Source organism: Pseudoselenomonas ruminantium (assembly GCF_900104055.1).
Classification (GTDB): domain Bacteria; phylum Bacillota; class Negativicutes; order Selenomonadales; family Selenomonadaceae; genus Selenomonas_A; species Selenomonas_A ruminantium_C.
Genome location: NZ_FNJQ01000008.1, coordinates 42,376 through 59,788 on the forward strand (window position 1 = coordinate 42,376; position 17,413 = coordinate 59,788).

Consider the following 17,413-nt stretch of genomic DNA (forward strand, 5'->3'; position numbering starts at 1 on the left):
AGTTTATTTTAGCACCTGATTTGACAAATACCTACTAAATGTGCTATAATCACGGATGTTGAAATAAGTTGTCAAGACAATCGCGGCTGGTGCTTGACACCAGATGAGGAAAGTCCGGGCTCCACAGGGCAGTGTGCTGGATAACGTCCAGCGAGGGTGACCTTAGGGATAGTGCCATAGAGATTTAGACCGCCAGTTTCGGCTGGTAAGGGTGGAAAGGTGCGGTAAGAGCGCACCAGCGGTCAGGTGACTGGCCGGCTTGGGTAAACCCCACACGGAGCAAGACCAAATAGGGAAGGGATGATGCGGCCCGCGGAACCTTCCGGGTTGAGTCGCTTGAGCCGGCAGGCAACTGCCGTGCCTAGATAAATGATTGTCGCCGCCACATAAGTGGCCGGAACAAAACTCGGCTTATTGATTGCTTATTCAACTTAATTGAGAATAGGTTGGCTGTCGTAATGACAGCCACTTTTCATGTCAGCATGAATTCTGAAAAGAAACTGAAAATTGTTTAGAGTTATACAGGATTTCGTGTTGTAAAAAAATATTTGCAGGATTACGGCGATTTTTGTCGTATATCTATAAATGGGTGAAAAAAACAACATAAGATCAAGCTGAATCCAGCCCAGGAGCGGGGGAACCAGGTTTTTGGGGCGAACGTCAGATTGTACCGGTTCACGGTACAAGTAATGAAGCGGGTGGTCTTCTCTACCCGAGCCCGGCAGCTAACCTCGTAAGCGAACAGAGAGAGGAGTTGGCTTTTTTGTTTAAAAAAGCAACAAAGCGTGTATTTGCGCTGTCCATGATCCTTATGTCCATGTTTTCCGTGTGTAGTGCGTCTGCATTCCGCGTGGGGGACCAGGGCACAGCTGTAGCCGAGATACAGGGACAATTGGTCCGTCTTGGTTATGACGTATCAGCAGATGGAGACTTCGGTCCGGCAACTGCTGAAGCAGTAAAGGCATTTCAGTCTTCCCATGGGATGGCTGCAGATGGGCAGGTAGGTTCGTCGACTTATACGGCGCTCTTAGGCAAATCCATGCCGGTGGTTTCCCACGGTGGCAATTACATCAACCGTACGATCATTTCCGAATCCATGCAGTATCTTGGTGTACCTTATGTGTTCGGTGGTACCAGTCCCAGCGGTTTTGACTGCTCCGGCTATGTACAGTACGTGTTTGCCCATGCTGGCGTACATCTGCCGCGCACGGCTGATGTGCAGTACGAGGTAGGTTCGCCGGTCGGTGAAATGATGCCAGGGGATTTAGTATTCTTTTCGACGTATTGCCCGGGCGTGTCTCATGTAGGCATTTATCTTGGCGATCGTCAATTCATTCATGCGTCCTCCAGCCGTGGTGTCAGCGTAGCGTCTTTGGACAGCTCTTATTGGAGCAATTGCTATGTTGGTGCCCGCCGGGTGATGTAATGGGCGTTTTAAAGGAGAGGCTGGGCCTCTCCTATTTTTCTATGAGGAGGAAAGGGTATGGGGGATCTTTTTTTAGCCGGGCTGATCTTTCTGACTTGTGCCTATGCCTGCTGGGAAGAAATGTTCAGTGACTGATCGGTAAAATTTATTATAGTGGCAGGAATTTGTCGTGGTTTAGCGAAATACACATGTAGAAAACCCTGTAATCAATCTACAGGCAAAGCTGGATTATATGTGATAGGAGTGACCACAATGGCAAAAGTGAGAATTCTCAACATGATGTTCTATGGTTTCCACGGTGTTTACGAATACGAACGCGAGCAGGGGCAGAAATTCTACATTGATGTGGAAATCGAAACACAGGACGATAAGCTGGTAGAGACGGATGAGCTCAAAGATGGTGTTGATACGGCTGCTGTCTATGACATTGTCCGGGATATCACGGAAAACAAACGCTATACCATGCTGGGCACTTTGTCCGCAGCTATCGGTGATAAGCTGCTGGCGAAATACCCGCATTTCAAGACGGCTATGGCCCGCATCCGCAAACCCTCGGTACCGATTTCCGGTCCGATGGATTACGTTGAGGTAGAAGTGGTTCGCCATCAAAAGTAATTGCATATGGTAACAAGGGGCTGTTGCATATCATTGGGCTGCAACAGTCCTTTTTTATATGTGCTTGTCGAATTACTGCGAATTTAGAGGTTTTTTTCTTTTGGACGCCGAATATCTCTACAGTTAGGATTGTCATAGAGAGGAATGGGGCTTTGATGGATACAATTATGCAAATCAACGGGGTGATAAATCACTTTGTTTGGGGGGCTCCCGGTCTGACCTTGCTCGTGGGGACAGGCGTCTATCTGACACTTTTGCTGGGAATCCCTCAGCTCCGCTATTTTTTCCCAGCAGTGGCTGAAGTCTTCAGCTTCCGGGAAAAAAGCGAAGAGGATAAATCGATTTCATCATTTGCGGCGATGACTACGGCTATGGCCGCTACAGTGGGTACGGGCAACGTGGCAGGGGTAGCCACAGCACTTCATCTGGGGGGGCCGGGAGCATTGGTCTGGATGCTCATTTCGGCCTTCTTTGGCATGAGTACCAAGTTCGCTGAAGTTACGCTGGCCATGCATTTCCGGCAAAGGGATGCCCATGGCGATTGGCGCGGCGGCCCCATGTATATCCTAGAACATGGCTTGGGGCTGTGGGGTGGCGCATGGAAGCATATCGGGAAGCTGCTGGCGGTCTTGTTCGCCCTGTTTGTGTCCGTGGGATCCCTGGGGATTGGGGCGGCTGTGCAGGCGAACTCCGCAGCTGAGGTGCTGTTCATGGGCTGGAATATAGACCCGATAAACAGCGGTGTCATTATGGCGGTGGCGGTAGGGATGGTCATTATCGGCGGCATCGTGAGCCTCTCCCGTGTGACGGTGATTGTTGTTCCCTTCATGATTGTTTTTTATCTGGTGAGCACCAGCATCATTCTGGTGGGGCATGCAGGTCAAATTCCTGCGGTTATTGCCGAAACCTTCCGCATGGCTTTTACCCCGGATACATCGGTTATTGCCGGGGGCGTGGCAGGCTGGGTCGTTATGCAAGCTGTTCAGCGGGGGATCGCTCGCGGCGTATTTTCCAATGAGGCTGGGATGGGGTCTGCCCCTATGGCCTATGCTACGGCGGAAAGCATTCATCCTGTGCAGACGGGATTTTATGGCATTTTTGAAGTGTTCCTGGATACCTTTGTCATCTGCACCGTTACGGGACTGGCCATCCTGGTGACCGGCGCTATGACCTACTACCCGGACCTGACGGGGGGGCAGCTGGCACTTCAGTCATTTGAGATGGCGCTGGGACAGGCTGGCAAGTACATCCTTTCCATTGGGGTGATGCTCTTTGCCGTTACGACGATATTGGGGTGGTATTGGTACGCAGAGACAGCATCGACATATCTGCTGGGGGTGCGATTCAAGCCAGTCATGAAACTGCTGTTTATCGTCATGATTATCCTTGGTGCCTCCGGCGCACAGTTGTTTGATGCTTCCGGCAATGAATACCTGAACAATGTATGGGATATCTCGGATACGCTCAACGGGCTCATGGCCGTTCCCAACCTGATAGGCCTGCTGCTTCTTTCCTTGATGCTCAAGCGGATTGTCAAGGATTATGATGCGTTGAATGAAGGTGTCAGACCAGAGAGAAATCCGCGCTCACAGGAACTGCGGAAGCTGCTACTGGTGTCTGTTTGTGCGGTATTGCTGCCGATAGCCATAATCACCTATGGGGGCGGTTCGCAAAATGTTGTCCATGAAAAAGATGTTTCCCTGCAAAAAGTGTTGGACAGCGGACGGCTTGTTTTCGGTTTTGATGACAATTTTCCACCCATGAGCTATCCCGACGAAAATGGAGAAATGGTCGGATTTGACATCGATTTGGGCCGCGAGATTTGTTCCCGGCTGGGGGTGGAGTACGTAGCACGGCCAATCGCTTGGAAAGACAGGGATGATGAACTGTATGGCAGGAATATAGACTGCGTCTGCGGTATGTCGGTGTTCCACAAGGTAATCCCCGATATGTGCCTGTCGGAAACCTATGTAAAGGATAATTTGGTTTTTGTGGTTCGCGGCGATAGCAGCATTATGTGGATGCGCGATATCAAAGGCAAAGTGATTGGTGTGCAGGAGGGCTCCACAACATTATATGCCCTGAAGGAAGCGGATATCTATAAGGACTCTAAGGTTGTACTTTTGGCTGACAATATGGTGGTTCTCCAGAAGTTGAAGGAGGGAAAACTGGATGCGGGCTTGGTGGATTCGTTGGCCGCATTTTATTTTATCCGTTCCAGCAGTGAGCGGTATTTTATCCTTCAGGAAATCCTGGGCGAAGAGGATTTGGCCTTGGGATTCAGGCGTGATGACAAAGAGCTGCGAGACAGGGTGCAGAACATCATCAGTGAGATGAGAGCTGACGGGACCTTGGGGAAAATCTCCCAAAAGTGGTTTGGCAGTGATATTATGCTCGTTCGGTAATCTCTGTCAGGAGGAATAAAATGGATGCGAAAAAAGAGAAAAAAGCAGATTCTGTCCTGAAGAGAGTGGATATTACCACGATTATCCTGCTGTTTTTTCTGGCGGTAGTCATGAGCTATTACACCATGCTGCAGTCGGAGATGAAGCAGAAAGTCATCTTGAACCAGGAGCTTATCGCCACCAAGTCGGCGAATCAGATTAATGGATATCTTTCCACAGGCATTGACATCATGCGGATGGCGTCCTACACATTGGACGACATGATTCGTGAAGGGCGCTCCCCTGAGGAAATGCATGACTTTCTGGTGAGCCAGTCCGTTGCAGCCGAATATATCTCTGAGGGAAATGCGCCCGCCATATACGCCGTGGTGGATGGTGTTTTGCTTGATGGCGACAACTGGGTTCCCGGTGATGATTTCGTTCCGCAGGAACGCCCCTGGTACATCGATGCAATGGCTAATATCGGGCAGGTCGCTGTCGTAGACCCCTATCTCGATGCGAAAACCCATACCATGATGCTCACGCTGTCCAAGTCGCTCTGTGATGTAAAAAGCGTGGCGGCAATGGATATGTCGCTGGCACATCTGCAGGCCATGACGGAGGATTTGGTGGCCAATGACGATTCGGATATTGAGATTGTCATAGACCGCAAGTATCGGGTCATTGCCCACTCGGATAAGAAAGAAGTGGGGAAAAGCTATATTATGGAGGAAGGAACCTTTGGCCGGGCACTGGTCGATAAGCTGCGTTCCTCCCATGATAAATATTTTTCGTTACGGTATGGCGATGCAGATTACATCGTCTACACAATGCCGGTGGCAAATAGCTGGATATGCCTGTCGGTGTTTGATACAACGGCTACTTTTGCCCAGCTTAGAAGAACATTTCTCCTGACCCTATGCGTGTCATTTGTGGTTGTTTCCATCCTACTGTTCCTCATGGCGCGTTATGAAAAGAAAAACCGCCTGGCGCAGGAGTACAACCGCAAAGCTGAGAATGCGGCTGCAGCAAGCGAAGCGAAGTCTGCATTCCTGTCCAACATGTCCCACGAGATACGTACACCGATCAATGCGGTGCTTGGGATGAACGAGATGATCTTGCGGGAGAGCCGCGAGCCGAACGTCATCGAGTACTCTGAGAACATCCGGACAGCGGGTAATACGCTCTTAGGGATTATCAATGATATCCTTGATTTCTCCAAGATTGAAGCGGGGAAGATGGAAATCATCCCCGTGGACTATGACCTTTCATCGGTGTTCAACGATCTGGTGAATATGATTCACACTCGGGCTGATGCCAAGGGGCTGGATATTCTGCTGGACTTCGACCAGGAGACGCCGAAGCTGCTCTTTGGTGATGAGGTTCGCGTCAAGCAGGTCATAACGAATATCCTGACAAATGCGGTGAAATACACCGAAAAGGGCAGTGTGACGTTTTCCGTAGGTTTTGAGCGTATCCCGGAAGCTCCGGACAGCGTGCTGCTCTGCGTGGCGGTCAGGGATACCGGTATCGGCATCAAACCGGAGGATATGGAAAAACTATTCTCCAAGTTCGAGCGTATCGAGGAAAAGCGTAACCGCAATGTGGAAGGTACCGGGCTCGGTATGGCTATCACGATGAACCTGCTGGACAAGATGGGCTCTTCCTTGCAGGTGGAAAGCACTTACGGCGCTGGCTCTACATTTTCCTTCAAACTGCGGCAGCGCGTGGTCAAGTGGGAGCCGTTAGGTGATTATAAGACTTCCTATCAGGCACTGCTGAAAGGGCACAAGAAATACCGTGAGAAATTCACAGCTCCGGAGGCACTGGTGCTGATGGTGGATGATAATCCGATGAATCTGACGGTGTTCAAGAGCCTCATAAAGAAGACGCAGGTGCAGGTTGATACGGCAAATGATGGTGATGAAGGCCTGTTGCTGGCTCGGGAGAAAAAATACGATATCATTTTCCTCGACCATATGATGCCGCGCAAGGATGGTATTGAGACGCTGCATGAATTGAAGGCACAGGTGGGCGGACCGAATCTTTCGACGCCTGTGATCAGCCTGACCGCCAACGCCATTTCTGGCGCGCGGGAGCAGTACATGGAGGCCGGTTTCAACGACTATCTGACCAAGCCCATTGATGCAGGCAAGTTGGAGGATATGCTGATGACCTATCTGCCGGCGGAAAAGCTGCGGGAGGCAGGAGCAGAAGACGCTGCAGCACAGGAAAATCTGGAAATCCCGGAAAGATTGGCACCGCTCAAAGGTGCAAAATGGCTGAATCTGGAGCTCGGCATCAAAAACAGTGGTTCACTCGAAGCCTATCTGCCCTTGCTCAAGATTTTCTATGAATCCGTGGATGAGATGGCGGCAGCTATCGAAGGCTTTTATGCGGAGCGGGACCTCAAGGACTATACCATCAAGGTCCATGCACTCAAGAGTTCGGCCAGGATTATCGGCGCCAAGGATTTCGGCGAAGAAGCGCAGCTGCTGGAAAATGCCGGCAAGGCGGGGAATATGGATTATATCCGGGCTCATCATGAAGCTTTCCTGGATACCTATCGCAGCTTCCAGATTCAGCTGGCGGAAGTCTTCGCCAAAGGGCAGTCTGTGGCGGAAGATGATAAACCTGAGGCGGATAAGGAGCTGATGGAAAGCGTCTACGAAGAATTGCGGGCAGCGGCGGAAGAAATGGACAGCGACCGGCTGGACGATATTTTCGCTGAGATGGAGGAGTATCGAATCCCGGAGACGGAGGAGAAACTCTATCAGAAACTCAAACAGGCTGCGGATCATTTCGATTACGAAACAATCCTGTCATCACTTGACAAATGAAGGAGTTAAGTGGAGTCGAATGGATATAAAGCGGGAAGAAGAGGCGTGAACTATGGGCTATTGGATTGTTGTTGTGGATGATGAGACCATGACACTGACACAGGTGAAAAGCATTTTGCGGGAACAGGATATGCGAGTCAGCTGCCTGCGTTCCGGGCGGGATCTTTTGAAATTCATGGAAAAGAACACACCGGATCTGATTCTGCTGGATATACAGATGCCGGAGATGGATGGGTTTGAAGCCTATCAGGAATTGCGGCGCTTGGAGGAGGCTGCCGGGCGAGGTCCTACTCCCATCATATTCCTGAGTGGCGTAGAGACCAGTGAGGCGGAGCGGCGCAGTCTTGAGCAGGGGGCGTCCGATTTCATCCGCAAACCTATTCATAAGGAGGTTCTCTGCAAACGTATCTTGAACGCGGTCAAACATACCAAGGATATCGAAATCTTGAAAGAAGAAGCGGCCCTGGACAAGCTGACCGGCTTTTTGAACAAGGCAGCTGGAACCGTCAGACTGACCAAGCTCTGTGCTGAACAGACTGGCATGCTGCTGATTTTAGACCTCGACAATTTCAAGATGGTCAATGATATCTATGGTCATAGTATGGGCGATAAGTTCTTGGTGGCTTTCGCCGATGTCGTCCGGCGCAACATCAGGGGACAGGATGTTATGGCAAGAGTCGGCGGGGACGAATTCATGGGCTTTTTTATCAACATGAGGGATGAAACTGCGTTGCATAGCCTGCATCAGAGGCTGAATGAGCAGCTGCTCAAAGAGGCGGTCAGATTGGCCGGCGACGATTTTGACATTCCGCTGAGTATTTCCATAGGTGCAGCGTTGGTGCCGGAGCACGGACGCGATTATGAATCTCTGTTTCCGTTGGCAGACAGTGCTCTTTACAAGGTAAAACAGAATGGCAAGAACGGCAGCAGGATATATGGGCCGGAGGGAGACGCAGCTGCGGCTGGTGATAATGATATCAAAAAGGAGTTTGATCATATCATGCAGATTGTCGAGGGCTGGCATAGAGGCGGGGGGGCGCCTGCTATGAATCTGGAGCAGTTCTCCCTGCTCTATCGTTTCGTCCAGCAGTTCTATAAGCGATATGGCGGCATGGTCGTCAAACTCATGTTCATCCTATCGGAAGAAGATACTGCCGAGCCACGCCCCTACACCCTGACAGATGCTGCGGAAAAGTTTGGGCTCTGCCTGCAGGATACACTGCGAAAAAGTGATATGATACTGCGGCATAAGCCCAATCAGTTTCTTGTGTTGCTGCAGAATCTTTCGGAGAAGGACTTTCCCATTGTTTTCCGACGGATTATGAACGTTTGGGAGGCAGGGAAAAAACACACTGGCATTCATATCGAATATCTCATGGAGTATGTCATCTATGAGAAAGAAAACTATGATAAGTGAAGAGGCATAAAAAGTGGATGCTGCACGCGTGCAGCATCCACTTTTTGAAGTATATATTCTATTATCCAACAACAGACTGGCCGAAGTAGACGATAAGACCCATGATGATGATAAAGGGCGCATATACCTTGGCAGCAAAGGAAAGCAGTTTGCCATCTGCACCCTGTACCTGAATGGCAGCAACGGCAATGGCGATGCTCTGGATGGAGATCATCTTGCCGGCGCAGGCACCGGTAGCGTTAGCAGCAGCAATCCAGGCCTGGGCAGCCGGCGTAGCACCGATAGCTTGTGCGGCTTCTGTCTGCAGCTTACCGAAGAGCACACAGCTCGAGGTAGCGGAACCCGTGATGAAGGTACCGATGGAGCCGATAAAGGCAGCGATGCAGGGATAGGCCGTGCCCGTTGCGGCAACAGCAGCTTCTGCGATTTCGTGAGTCATGCCGGCATAGCCCATGACTTTTGCCGTAGCGATGACGGAGATGATGGTGACGATGGTGAAGCGCAGGTTGACAATCGTGGTCTTGAGCACGTTCAGCATTTCCCCAAAGCTTGCACCCTGCTTGGAACCGCCGATGAAAGCAGCCAGGAAGATAAGTACGCCCGGTGTAGCAACCCAGGTGAAGGTATAGGGGGCGCCGCCTTCACCGTCATAGATCAGCACGGAAGACTTGATCAGGTTCAGCGGATCATGGATGGCCGGAATCAGCTTGGACGTAGCCAGCAGGAAGACGAAGATCAGGATGAACGGGAGCCATGCCTTGATGGCATCGCCAGCGGTCAGCGGCTCTTCATCTTCATGGGCCGGCATCGCATAAGCCGGATCGTTGACCGGGAACAGCTTGGCGCAGGCCACGATGGCAGCCATGGAACCGATGGAGCCGGCAACAACGGCCAGTTCCGGGCCCATGGAAACTGCAACAGCCAGTTCCGGAATCAGGAAGCCCAGCGCTGCACCCAGGCAGATGATGGTCATGCCCTTCAGCGCCTTGAGGGAGCCACCGGCTACCAGCGTCATGATGAAGGGGCAGAGAATCGTCAGCGGAGCCAGCTGCAGGCAGGTGTAAGTAGCCAGTGTCGTGGCATCCGTGCCCGTGACATTGCCCAGCGTAACCAGAGGAATACCGATGGAACCATAGGCCGTCGGTACAGAGTTGGCAACCAGGCAGACGCTGGCAGCCAGGATAGGATTCACGCCAATACCAACCAGCATGCTGGCGGGGATGGCGATAGCGGTACCGAAGCCAGCCATGCCTTCCATGAAGCCACCGAAGCCCCAGCCGATCAGCAGGATCAGCACACGGCGGTCATTGCTGACGGAGGTCAGCATCTTCTTGATGCCTTCCATGCCCTTAGTGTATTCGGACAGATTGTAGGTGAAGATAGCGGCGATGATTACGAGCAGGATGGGCCAGCAAGCTAAGGCCACACCTTCTAAGAAAGCCTGAAAGGCATGAATGGTCGTCATGTCATAGAGGCCGATGCCCACGACTGCAGAGAGGAGCAGGGCCAGCAGACAGGCTTTATGGGGCTGCATATGCAGGACACATAAAGCTACCGCCAACCAAAGGATTGGGGAAAGCGCAATCAGAAACAAGATATCAAGTCCTTTCCAAATTAAATAGAAATATGAAAAATATATGAATAAGATAATTCATTATATAAGCAGGTACTAAAAGTTGTCAATCTATATAATTGCCTTTTTTCGCCAATGAGGGGATTTTTCCTGCTAAAAATAAAAAATTTGTATGATGAATTTATAGAAAGGTAAAAAGTGTCCCTCAGACAGAGGTAAAGCTGTCTGAGGGCATTTTTCCGTTGTTATCTGTTCAGTGGCTCTGGCGGCGGGCAATGATTTGTCTGGCTACATATACGCCGCTGGCACCAGCCTGGGAGAGGCCGCGAGTTACGCCAGCGCCATCGCCGATGGCAAAGACGTTCTTGAGTTCCGTTTCCAGTTCGTTCGTGAGTTTTACCCGGGAACTGTAGAATTTGACCTCGACACCGTAGAGCAGGGTATCGTCATTGGTCATGCCGGGGGCGATGTTGTCAAGTGCCTGGATCATTTCGATCAGGTTATCGACATGGCGCTTGGGCAGTACCAGGGAAAGATCGCCCGGCGTAGCCTGCAGCGTCGGACGCGTGAAGCTCTTGCTCATGCGGTGGGCATTGGAGCGGCGTCCTTTCATGAGATCGCCGAAGCGCTGTACGATGATGCCGCCGCCCAGCAGGTTGGAGAAGGAGGCAATGCGCTTGCCGTACTGATGCGGGGAGTGGAAGGGTTCCGTGAAGCGGTTGCTCACGAGCAGGGCAAAGTTGGTGTTCTTGCTTTGGAGCTTCGGATCGCTGTAGGAATGACCGTTGACCGTGATGATGCCATCGGTGTTTTCCATGACCACATGGCCGTGCGGGTTCATGCAGAAGGTACGCACCTGATCGCCATAGCGCTTGGTACGGTAGACCAGTTTCGCCTCATAGACCTGGCTCGTGATGGGGTTCCAGATCTCATCGGGAACTTCCACGCGCACACCGACGTCCACGCGGTTGTTCTCCTGCTTGAGGCCCAGCGTGTCGCATTCCGTGGAGAACCATTCCGCACCGGCGCGGCCCGGAGCGACAATCAGAAATTCAGCGGCAATCTTTTCGCCGTTCGTGAGCTCGACTTCGTTCTCGCCCTGTCCGTCGGAATGAATATGAGCCACAGGGCATTCAAAGCGGAATTCAACTTTGTCCTTGAGGTATTCATAGGTAGCCTTGAGCATCTCCAGATTGTTTTCGGTGCCCAGATGGCGTACGCTGGCAGAGAGCAGGTGCAGGTCATGCTGCAGGGCGCGATAGCCGATATCGGAATTTTCCGTGCTGAACACCTGCGCCGGAGCGCCATGCTTCATATTGATCTTATCTACATAATAGATGAGGTCCATGACTTCTTCATCGGAGAGATACTCGTTGAGCCAGCCGCCAAACTGTGTCGTGAAGTTGTATTTGCCATCAGAGAAAGCGCCGGCGCCGCCGAAGCCGCGCATGATGCTGCAGGGTTTGCAGCCAATGCAGCTCTTTACCTTGCCAGCGGAAATGGGGCAGACGCGGGTGTAGATATCCTTGCCGCTTTCCAAAAGCAAAACTTTCAGTTCGGGAGCTTTTTCCGCCAGTTCATAGGCAGCAAACACGCCAGCCGGGCCGCCGCCCACAATCACAACATCATACTTCGTCATAGGTATCCTCCTAAAATTTCACACACGAAAAGAGCGCAGATTATGCCTATAAAAATGTATAGATATATACACTAAGGCTATCTGCGTTTGTCTTGTTTTATAGCTTTTCGAAAAACCTTAGCTATTATACGGGAAGACTTTCGATAATGCAAGTGTTTTTTCCTGCAAAATCGAAAAAAATCGGAAAAAATCCGCGGAAATTGTCCACTATAACTATAATTATATAGCTACTATAAAAATAAAGTTGCCAAAAGGGGGTGAAAACAAGTATAATTTATCCTATCATTGTAAACTTGTAAAACAAGAGGAGGAAAATCTTTGACAGATCAGTTGGCAATAATCAATACGTTTATTCTGTATATCGGCCTGATGATGGCCATTGGCGTGTATTATTACCGCCGTACCCGCAATATGAGCGATTATTTTTTGGGCAACCGTAAGCTCGGGGCCTGGGTGACTTCCATGAGTGCCGAGGCTTCGGATATGAGCGGCTGGATGCTTATGGGCGTGCCGGGCTTTGCCTATCTGGCCGGGCTTAACGCAGGCTGGATTGCCGTGGGCATTGCGTTGGGAACCTGGGCAAACTGGCATTTTGTGGCCGCCCGCCTGCGCAAGTATACGGAACTGGCCAAGAATTCTTTGACCGTGCCGCAGTTCTTGGAGAACCGTTTTGAGGATAACAGTGGACTGCTCAGGACGATTCCTGCGGTGTTCATCCTGATCTTCTTTACGATCTACACGTCTTCCGGGTTCGTGTCCTCGGGGCGTCTGTTTGAGACGGTATTTGGCCTGCCCTATCAGTATGCCATCTTCATCGGTGCCGGTTCCGTCGTGTTCTATACGCTGGTGGGCGGCTTCCTGGCGGTATCCCGTACGGATTTCATCCAGGGCGTCATGATGTTCTTTGCCATTCTCGTGGTGCCTATCACGGCGGCTATGGAAATGGGCGGCTATGCGGCGACGGTCACGGCCATCAGCAATGTGAGCCATTCCATGCTGGAACCCTTTACCAAACCGGACGGTTCCACTTTGGGTACCATTGAGCTGATTTCCCTGCTGGCTTGGGGGATTGGTTACTTTGGCCAGCCGCATATCCTCGTGCGCTTCATGGCGATTTCGAGTTCCAAGGAAATCAAGCAGGCCACGCGCATTGCCATGACCTGGGTGGTGCTCTCGCTGGCAGCCGCAGTGGCTGTAGGCATGGTGGGGCGCGTGTTCCTTTCCCATGAGCTTACGGGCACGGAGTCGGAAACGGTATTCCTCGTGATGACCAATGAACTCTTCCCACCAATCGTGGCAGGCCTGATCCTCTCGGCGGTGCTCGCGGCTATCATGAGTACGGCCTCGGCGCAGCTCTTGGTGGCGGCTTCGGCCTTTGCGCAGGATTTCTACCGCACGCTGATTCGCAAGGAAGCGGAGACAACGGAACTCATCTGGATCAGCCGGGCCTCGGTCCTGATCATCGCCTCGCTGGCCATCTTTATCGGTCTGAATCCGTCGAGCTTCATCCTCGACATGGTAGCCTATGCTTGGGCTGGCTTTGGCGCGGCCTTTGGCCCGGCGCTGCTCTGTGCTCTGTTCTGGCGCCGCACCACCCGCAATGGCGTGCTGGCTGGCATCATCGTGGGTGGCATCACGGTGCTGGTTTGGAAGCAGATTGACTGGCTCGGCCTCTATGAGATCGTACCGGGTTTCCTGCTCTCGCTGCTGGCGGTTTATCTGGTGAGCAAGATGGACAAGGAACCTTCTGCATCAATCGTAGAAACGTTTGATGCAGTCGGCAGGAGTGAAATCTAAAATTATTTTTTTGGCAGGCAGGGATTTTCTCACAGTATAGCGAAAATCTAACTTATGAAAATCGTACAGGTATCACATGATATTATGAGTAGGCAAGTGTAAGGAATGTAGAGAAGCAGGTGAGCATTTGTGGAGAAAGTCAAAGTAATGATCGTCGATGATTCGAAGGTCAGCCGTGCGATGATTGAGGGGAATCTATCCAAGACGAACTTCGAGGTATGTGCACAAGCCAAAAATGCTGCTGAAGCAGTGGAGCTCTATGAACAGTACAAGCCGGCTGTGGTCACCATGGATATGAATCTTCCGGATGCTGATGGTCTTGAATGCACCCGCCGGATTCGTGCCGTGGATCCCGATGCCAAGATTGTCATGATTAGTGCTATGAAGGATGCCAGTCTGGTGGCCAGGGGCCGGGAGGCAGGCATCAGTGCCTTCTTGCAGAAACCCGTCAGCATCAATGAGCTCATTGATACCCTGATGATCCTTTGCCAGAACAAGGTGGGGAAGGTGGCAGTCCTGCGGGAATCCTATGCCAAACCCTTCGTGAAAGCCTTGCAGCAGGGCATTTTCAGCATGACCGGTGTCCATAGCGAAGTGGAGCTGGAGGAAGAGGGACGCAGTTTCCTCGATATCAGCGGTATTGCCGTCATCGTGGGCCTTACAGGCATTCCCAATGGCCGGGCTATCGTCTATATGGACGATAAGACTATGAAGGATTTTGCCACGGTGATGCTGGATGCCGAGGAAGAGGATGAGATTACGGAGGATGAAGCCAGTGAATCGGTGGAAGAGGCCGTGAACATCATCGTGGGACGCGGGGTATCCAATATCAATGATGTATTCAAGGATAAGGAAATGCGCATCACGCCGCCCGGGACCATCGTGGGCAGCAAGATCCGCATTGCCAGTCCCAAGCTTACGACCTTCCGTATAAGCGCCAAGACAAGACTGGGCGATATTAACATGAGTGTGGGATTTGCGGAAGGAGAATGATAAGATGGATGCAAAATTAGTTAATCCGTTCGTCGATGCATTCACGTCCGTAATGCCGCAGATGGGCTTTCCGGAGCCCAAGCGGCTGAAGATGGGAGTAAAGACAAAAAATGCGGTGAGCCTGGGGGTTTCGGTTATCGTGGGCTTCACCAAACAGATTCGTGGCAACGTTGTTTACAACATGTCAGAAGATACCGCTAAATTTATTGCATCGACCATGATGATGGGCATGCCTGTAGCAGAATTTGATGCTATGGCCCAAAGTGCAATCTCGGAAATGAGTAATATGCTTACAGCTAATGCCGCCACCAACCTCACGGGTATGGGGCTGGAGGTGGATATTTCCACACCGTCCCTGTCCATCGGGGAAAATTTCCAGGTGAAGATAAGCGATGAAAATTATCTCACGGTGGAAATGGATTTGGCGGGACATGTCGTAGAATTAGATATTGCAGTCGAACAACAGTAATGTTATACTAAGGAGCTGGAATTAGCATTGTATGCAGATTAGATGTGTACAATGCTTTTTTCAGATGAAGGATTATGGGATTTATTAAAACAAGGAGGAGAAAATGAAATTTAACAGTTTGCGGTTTAAGTTCCTGGCCGGGTTTATTCCCCTGTTCGTGGGGAGCTTTGCGGTGTTTTTCGCCATCAGCTATTATATGTCCAGTTCGGCACTGACCCGCAATACGGATCTGCTGGCCCAGGAAATCGGCAAGAGCACGTCAGAGCAGCTGGAAAAACTCTATCAGCAGCGGGAACTGACAGTGGAGGCTTTGACCACCAACCCTACCATTATGCATGGCACCCGGGAAGAGCGGGTGAAGGTATTGGCCGATACGTTGGCCAAGCGCAAGAACTTTACCATGCTGGCTTATTCAGACCCGGAAGGCCATGCCATCAGCGACAAGAATAAGGATATGGACCGTACTACCCGCGATTATATCAAGCAGGTGCGGGAGACCAAGAAGCCGGTTATGACGGGGCCATCTGTATCGGGCACCAGCGGCAAGCTCATCACCATTCTGGCCTATCCTGTACTGGAAAACGGCCAGGTTACTGGTATTGTTTACGGTACCATTGAACTGGATGACCTGACGGAGCTGGTGGGCCAGATTAAGTACATGGAAAATGGCCGTGTATACCTGGCTGACCAGGACGGTCTTTGCATTGCCTATGCCCAGCTTCCTGAGGAAGTGGGCAAGATGGATTTGACCAAGGAAGTTTCCAGTAAGAAAATCGATATTGCGCTCGTAAACGGATTTACCAGTGCTGTGCAGCAGGATAAGCAGATTTCTACGGAATACACCACCTCCAAGGGAGTAGCTTCCCAGGCTGTGTTCACGCCGGTACATCTGGGCTACCGTACCTGGATTGCTGTATCGGTAGCGCCTATTTCCGAAGTGCGGGCGGATGCCTACTCGTTGATGAAGATTATGGGCGTTGTGGCCCTCATTATGGTGCTGATTATCAGCAGCATCATCTGGTACATGGGGAACAAACTCTGCGCTCCCGTGGAAGCTCTGCGGGAAGAGTGTAATGTCATCAATACCGGTGACCTGCGTGCCCGTCCGCTGGCGGTTGACAGCAACGACGAGCTGGGCGATTTGGCCCGGGGCTTCAAGGAAATGCGCCGTACCATCCGGGAGCTCATCGGTCATATTCAGAAGAATGCAGAACGGGTATCGGCTTCGGCAGAGGAACTGACGGCTGCTTCCCATCAGTCGGCTAACGCCGCCAGCCAGGCCGCCCAGCAGATTTCGGATATTGCGGCAGGCATTACCAGCCAGTCCGATTCGGCTATCAGTGCGGACAGAACCGCGGTGGATATGGCAGCCCGCACCACCAAGGTGGCCGAGCATGCCGATGCCATTGCGGAAGTGACGGAAAGAACCGTGTCCAGTGTCAACACGGGCCGTGATTCCATCCAGAACGTGGTGGAATCCATGAACACCATTAACGACAGTACCACCACCGTTAAGAACTCCATCAAGGAACTGGCCAAGAGCTCCGATGAAATCGGCCGCATTGTAGAGATGATTTCCGGCATTGCAGAACAGACCAATCTGTTGGCCTTGAATGCCGCCATCGAAGCAGCCCGCGCCGGTGAATACGGCCGCGGCTTTGCGGTAGTAGCAGATGAAGTCAGAAAGCTTGCTGAAGAGTCGGCCAGCTCCACCCAGCAGATTGCCAATCTGGTGGCCAAGATTCAGACGGATATGAAGCAGGCGGTAGCCGCCAGCGAAGAAAGCTCCGAAAGTGTTGCCAGCAGTATTGATTCGGTTAAGGAAGCAGATGGGGTATTCAAGTCCATCAAGACGGATATTGATGCTCTGGCTGCAGGGATTATGGAAGTGTCCAAGAGCATCAACTCCGTATCGGAAGGCACGGATTCCATGCAGCAGGCGGTTAAGGATATTGCAGATATCAGCACGGCTAACGCCCAGCGGGCAGAAGCAGTGTCGGCAACTACCGAAGAACAGTCTGCCTCCGCTGAAGAAATTGCAGCTGCCACCAGAGGGCTGGCAGAGCAGGCAGAACAGCTGGCTCATGAAGTGGAGAAGTTCACCATCTGATTTGATTGACATCGTGGCTTGCGAAGTCGGGCTCGTGCAGGCGGGGCAGTGATGCTTTGCCAGTCTGCGCTTAGACCGTAAGCTAAAACCAATTTTGACCTTTTATTTAGCAGGAAAAGCCATAAACTCACTGCGTTCAGACAAATGGCT

General features: G+C 51.5%; 11 protein-coding genes, 1 other RNA gene and 1 riboswitch. Of the genes, 10 read left to right on the plus strand and 2 right to left on the minus strand.

The window, feature by feature from the left end:
* Window positions 1-64 precede the first annotated feature (64 nt).
* The 6 genes from rnpB (at window position 65) to BLQ59_RS05185 (ending at window position 8,682) form a co-directional block, all read left to right on the plus strand.
* Window positions 65-429, plus strand: an RNA gene (rnpB, locus tag BLQ59_RS05160) — RNase P RNA component class A.
* Window positions 430-602: 173 nt separating this feature from the next.
* A riboswitch (cyclic di-AMP (ydaO/yuaA leader) is annotated at window positions 603-756 on the plus strand.
* A 46-nt stretch (window positions 757-802) separates the two neighbouring features.
* Window positions 803-1,426, plus strand: coding sequence for a C40 family peptidase (locus BLQ59_RS05165; RefSeq protein WP_143005294.1), 624 nt, complete (start codon window positions 803-805; stop codon window positions 1,424-1,426).
* 252 nt (window positions 1,427-1,678) lie between these two features.
* Window positions 1,679-2,041, plus strand: coding sequence for a dihydroneopterin aldolase (gene folB / locus BLQ59_RS05170; protein WP_074571853.1), 363 nt, complete (start codon window positions 1,679-1,681; stop codon window positions 2,039-2,041).
* A 155-nt stretch (window positions 2,042-2,196) separates the two neighbouring features.
* The gene (locus BLQ59_RS15960; protein WP_256324610.1) at window positions 2,197-4,446 is read left to right on the plus strand and encodes an amino acid carrier protein; all 2,250 of its coding nucleotides are present in this window, start codon (window positions 2,197-2,199) and stop codon (window positions 4,444-4,446) included.
* 20 nt (window positions 4,447-4,466) lie between these two features.
* The gene (locus BLQ59_RS05180) at window positions 4,467-7,265 is read left to right on the plus strand and encodes a hybrid sensor histidine kinase/response regulator (RefSeq protein ID WP_074571855.1); all 2,799 of its coding nucleotides are present in this window, start codon (window positions 4,467-4,469) and stop codon (window positions 7,263-7,265) included.
* Between the two features lie 52 nt (window positions 7,266-7,317).
* Window positions 7,318-8,682 carry a GGDEF domain-containing response regulator gene (locus BLQ59_RS05185; RefSeq protein WP_074571856.1) on the plus strand — a complete coding sequence of 455 codons (1,365 nt, stop codon included), beginning with the start codon at window positions 7,318-7,320 and terminating at the stop codon, window positions 8,680-8,682.
* 61 nt (window positions 8,683-8,743) lie between these two features.
* Here BLQ59_RS05185 and BLQ59_RS05190 read toward each other — a convergent pair whose 3' ends face one another.
* Both BLQ59_RS05190 and BLQ59_RS05195 read right to left on the minus strand, forming a co-directional pair.
* Complete coding sequence (locus BLQ59_RS05190; RefSeq protein ID WP_176756736.1) at window positions 8,744-10,276, minus strand: L-lactate permease; 1,533 nt, start codon at window positions 10,274-10,276, stop codon at window positions 8,744-8,746.
* Window positions 10,277-10,508: 232 nt separating this feature from the next.
* Window positions 10,509-11,894 (minus strand): NAD(P)/FAD-dependent oxidoreductase, encoded by a 1,386-nt coding sequence (locus BLQ59_RS05195; RefSeq protein ID WP_074571858.1) that lies wholly within the window; start codon window positions 11,892-11,894, stop codon window positions 10,509-10,511.
* 318 nt (window positions 11,895-12,212) lie between these two features.
* On the opposite strand from BLQ59_RS05195, the gene putP reads away from it, so the two are divergent.
* From putP to BLQ59_RS05215, 4 genes are all read left to right on the plus strand, one after another.
* Window positions 12,213-13,691 carry a sodium/proline symporter PutP gene (gene putP / locus BLQ59_RS05200; RefSeq protein ID WP_074571859.1) on the plus strand — a complete coding sequence of 493 codons (1,479 nt, stop codon included), beginning with the start codon at window positions 12,213-12,215 and terminating at the stop codon, window positions 13,689-13,691.
* Between the two features lie 129 nt (window positions 13,692-13,820).
* A complete protein-coding gene (locus BLQ59_RS05205) occupies window positions 13,821-14,684 on the plus strand; it encodes a response regulator (RefSeq protein WP_074571860.1) in 864 nt (287 codons plus the stop codon).
* Window positions 14,685-14,688: 4 nt separating this feature from the next.
* Entirely contained in the window at window positions 14,689-15,153 is a 465-nt protein-coding gene (locus tag BLQ59_RS05210) for a chemotaxis protein CheX (RefSeq protein WP_074571861.1), read from the plus strand.
* Between the two features lie 103 nt (window positions 15,154-15,256).
* Window positions 15,257-17,263, plus strand: coding sequence for a methyl-accepting chemotaxis protein (locus tag BLQ59_RS05215; RefSeq protein ID WP_074571862.1), 2,007 nt, complete (start codon window positions 15,257-15,259; stop codon window positions 17,261-17,263).
* Window positions 17,264-17,413 lie beyond the last annotated feature (150 nt).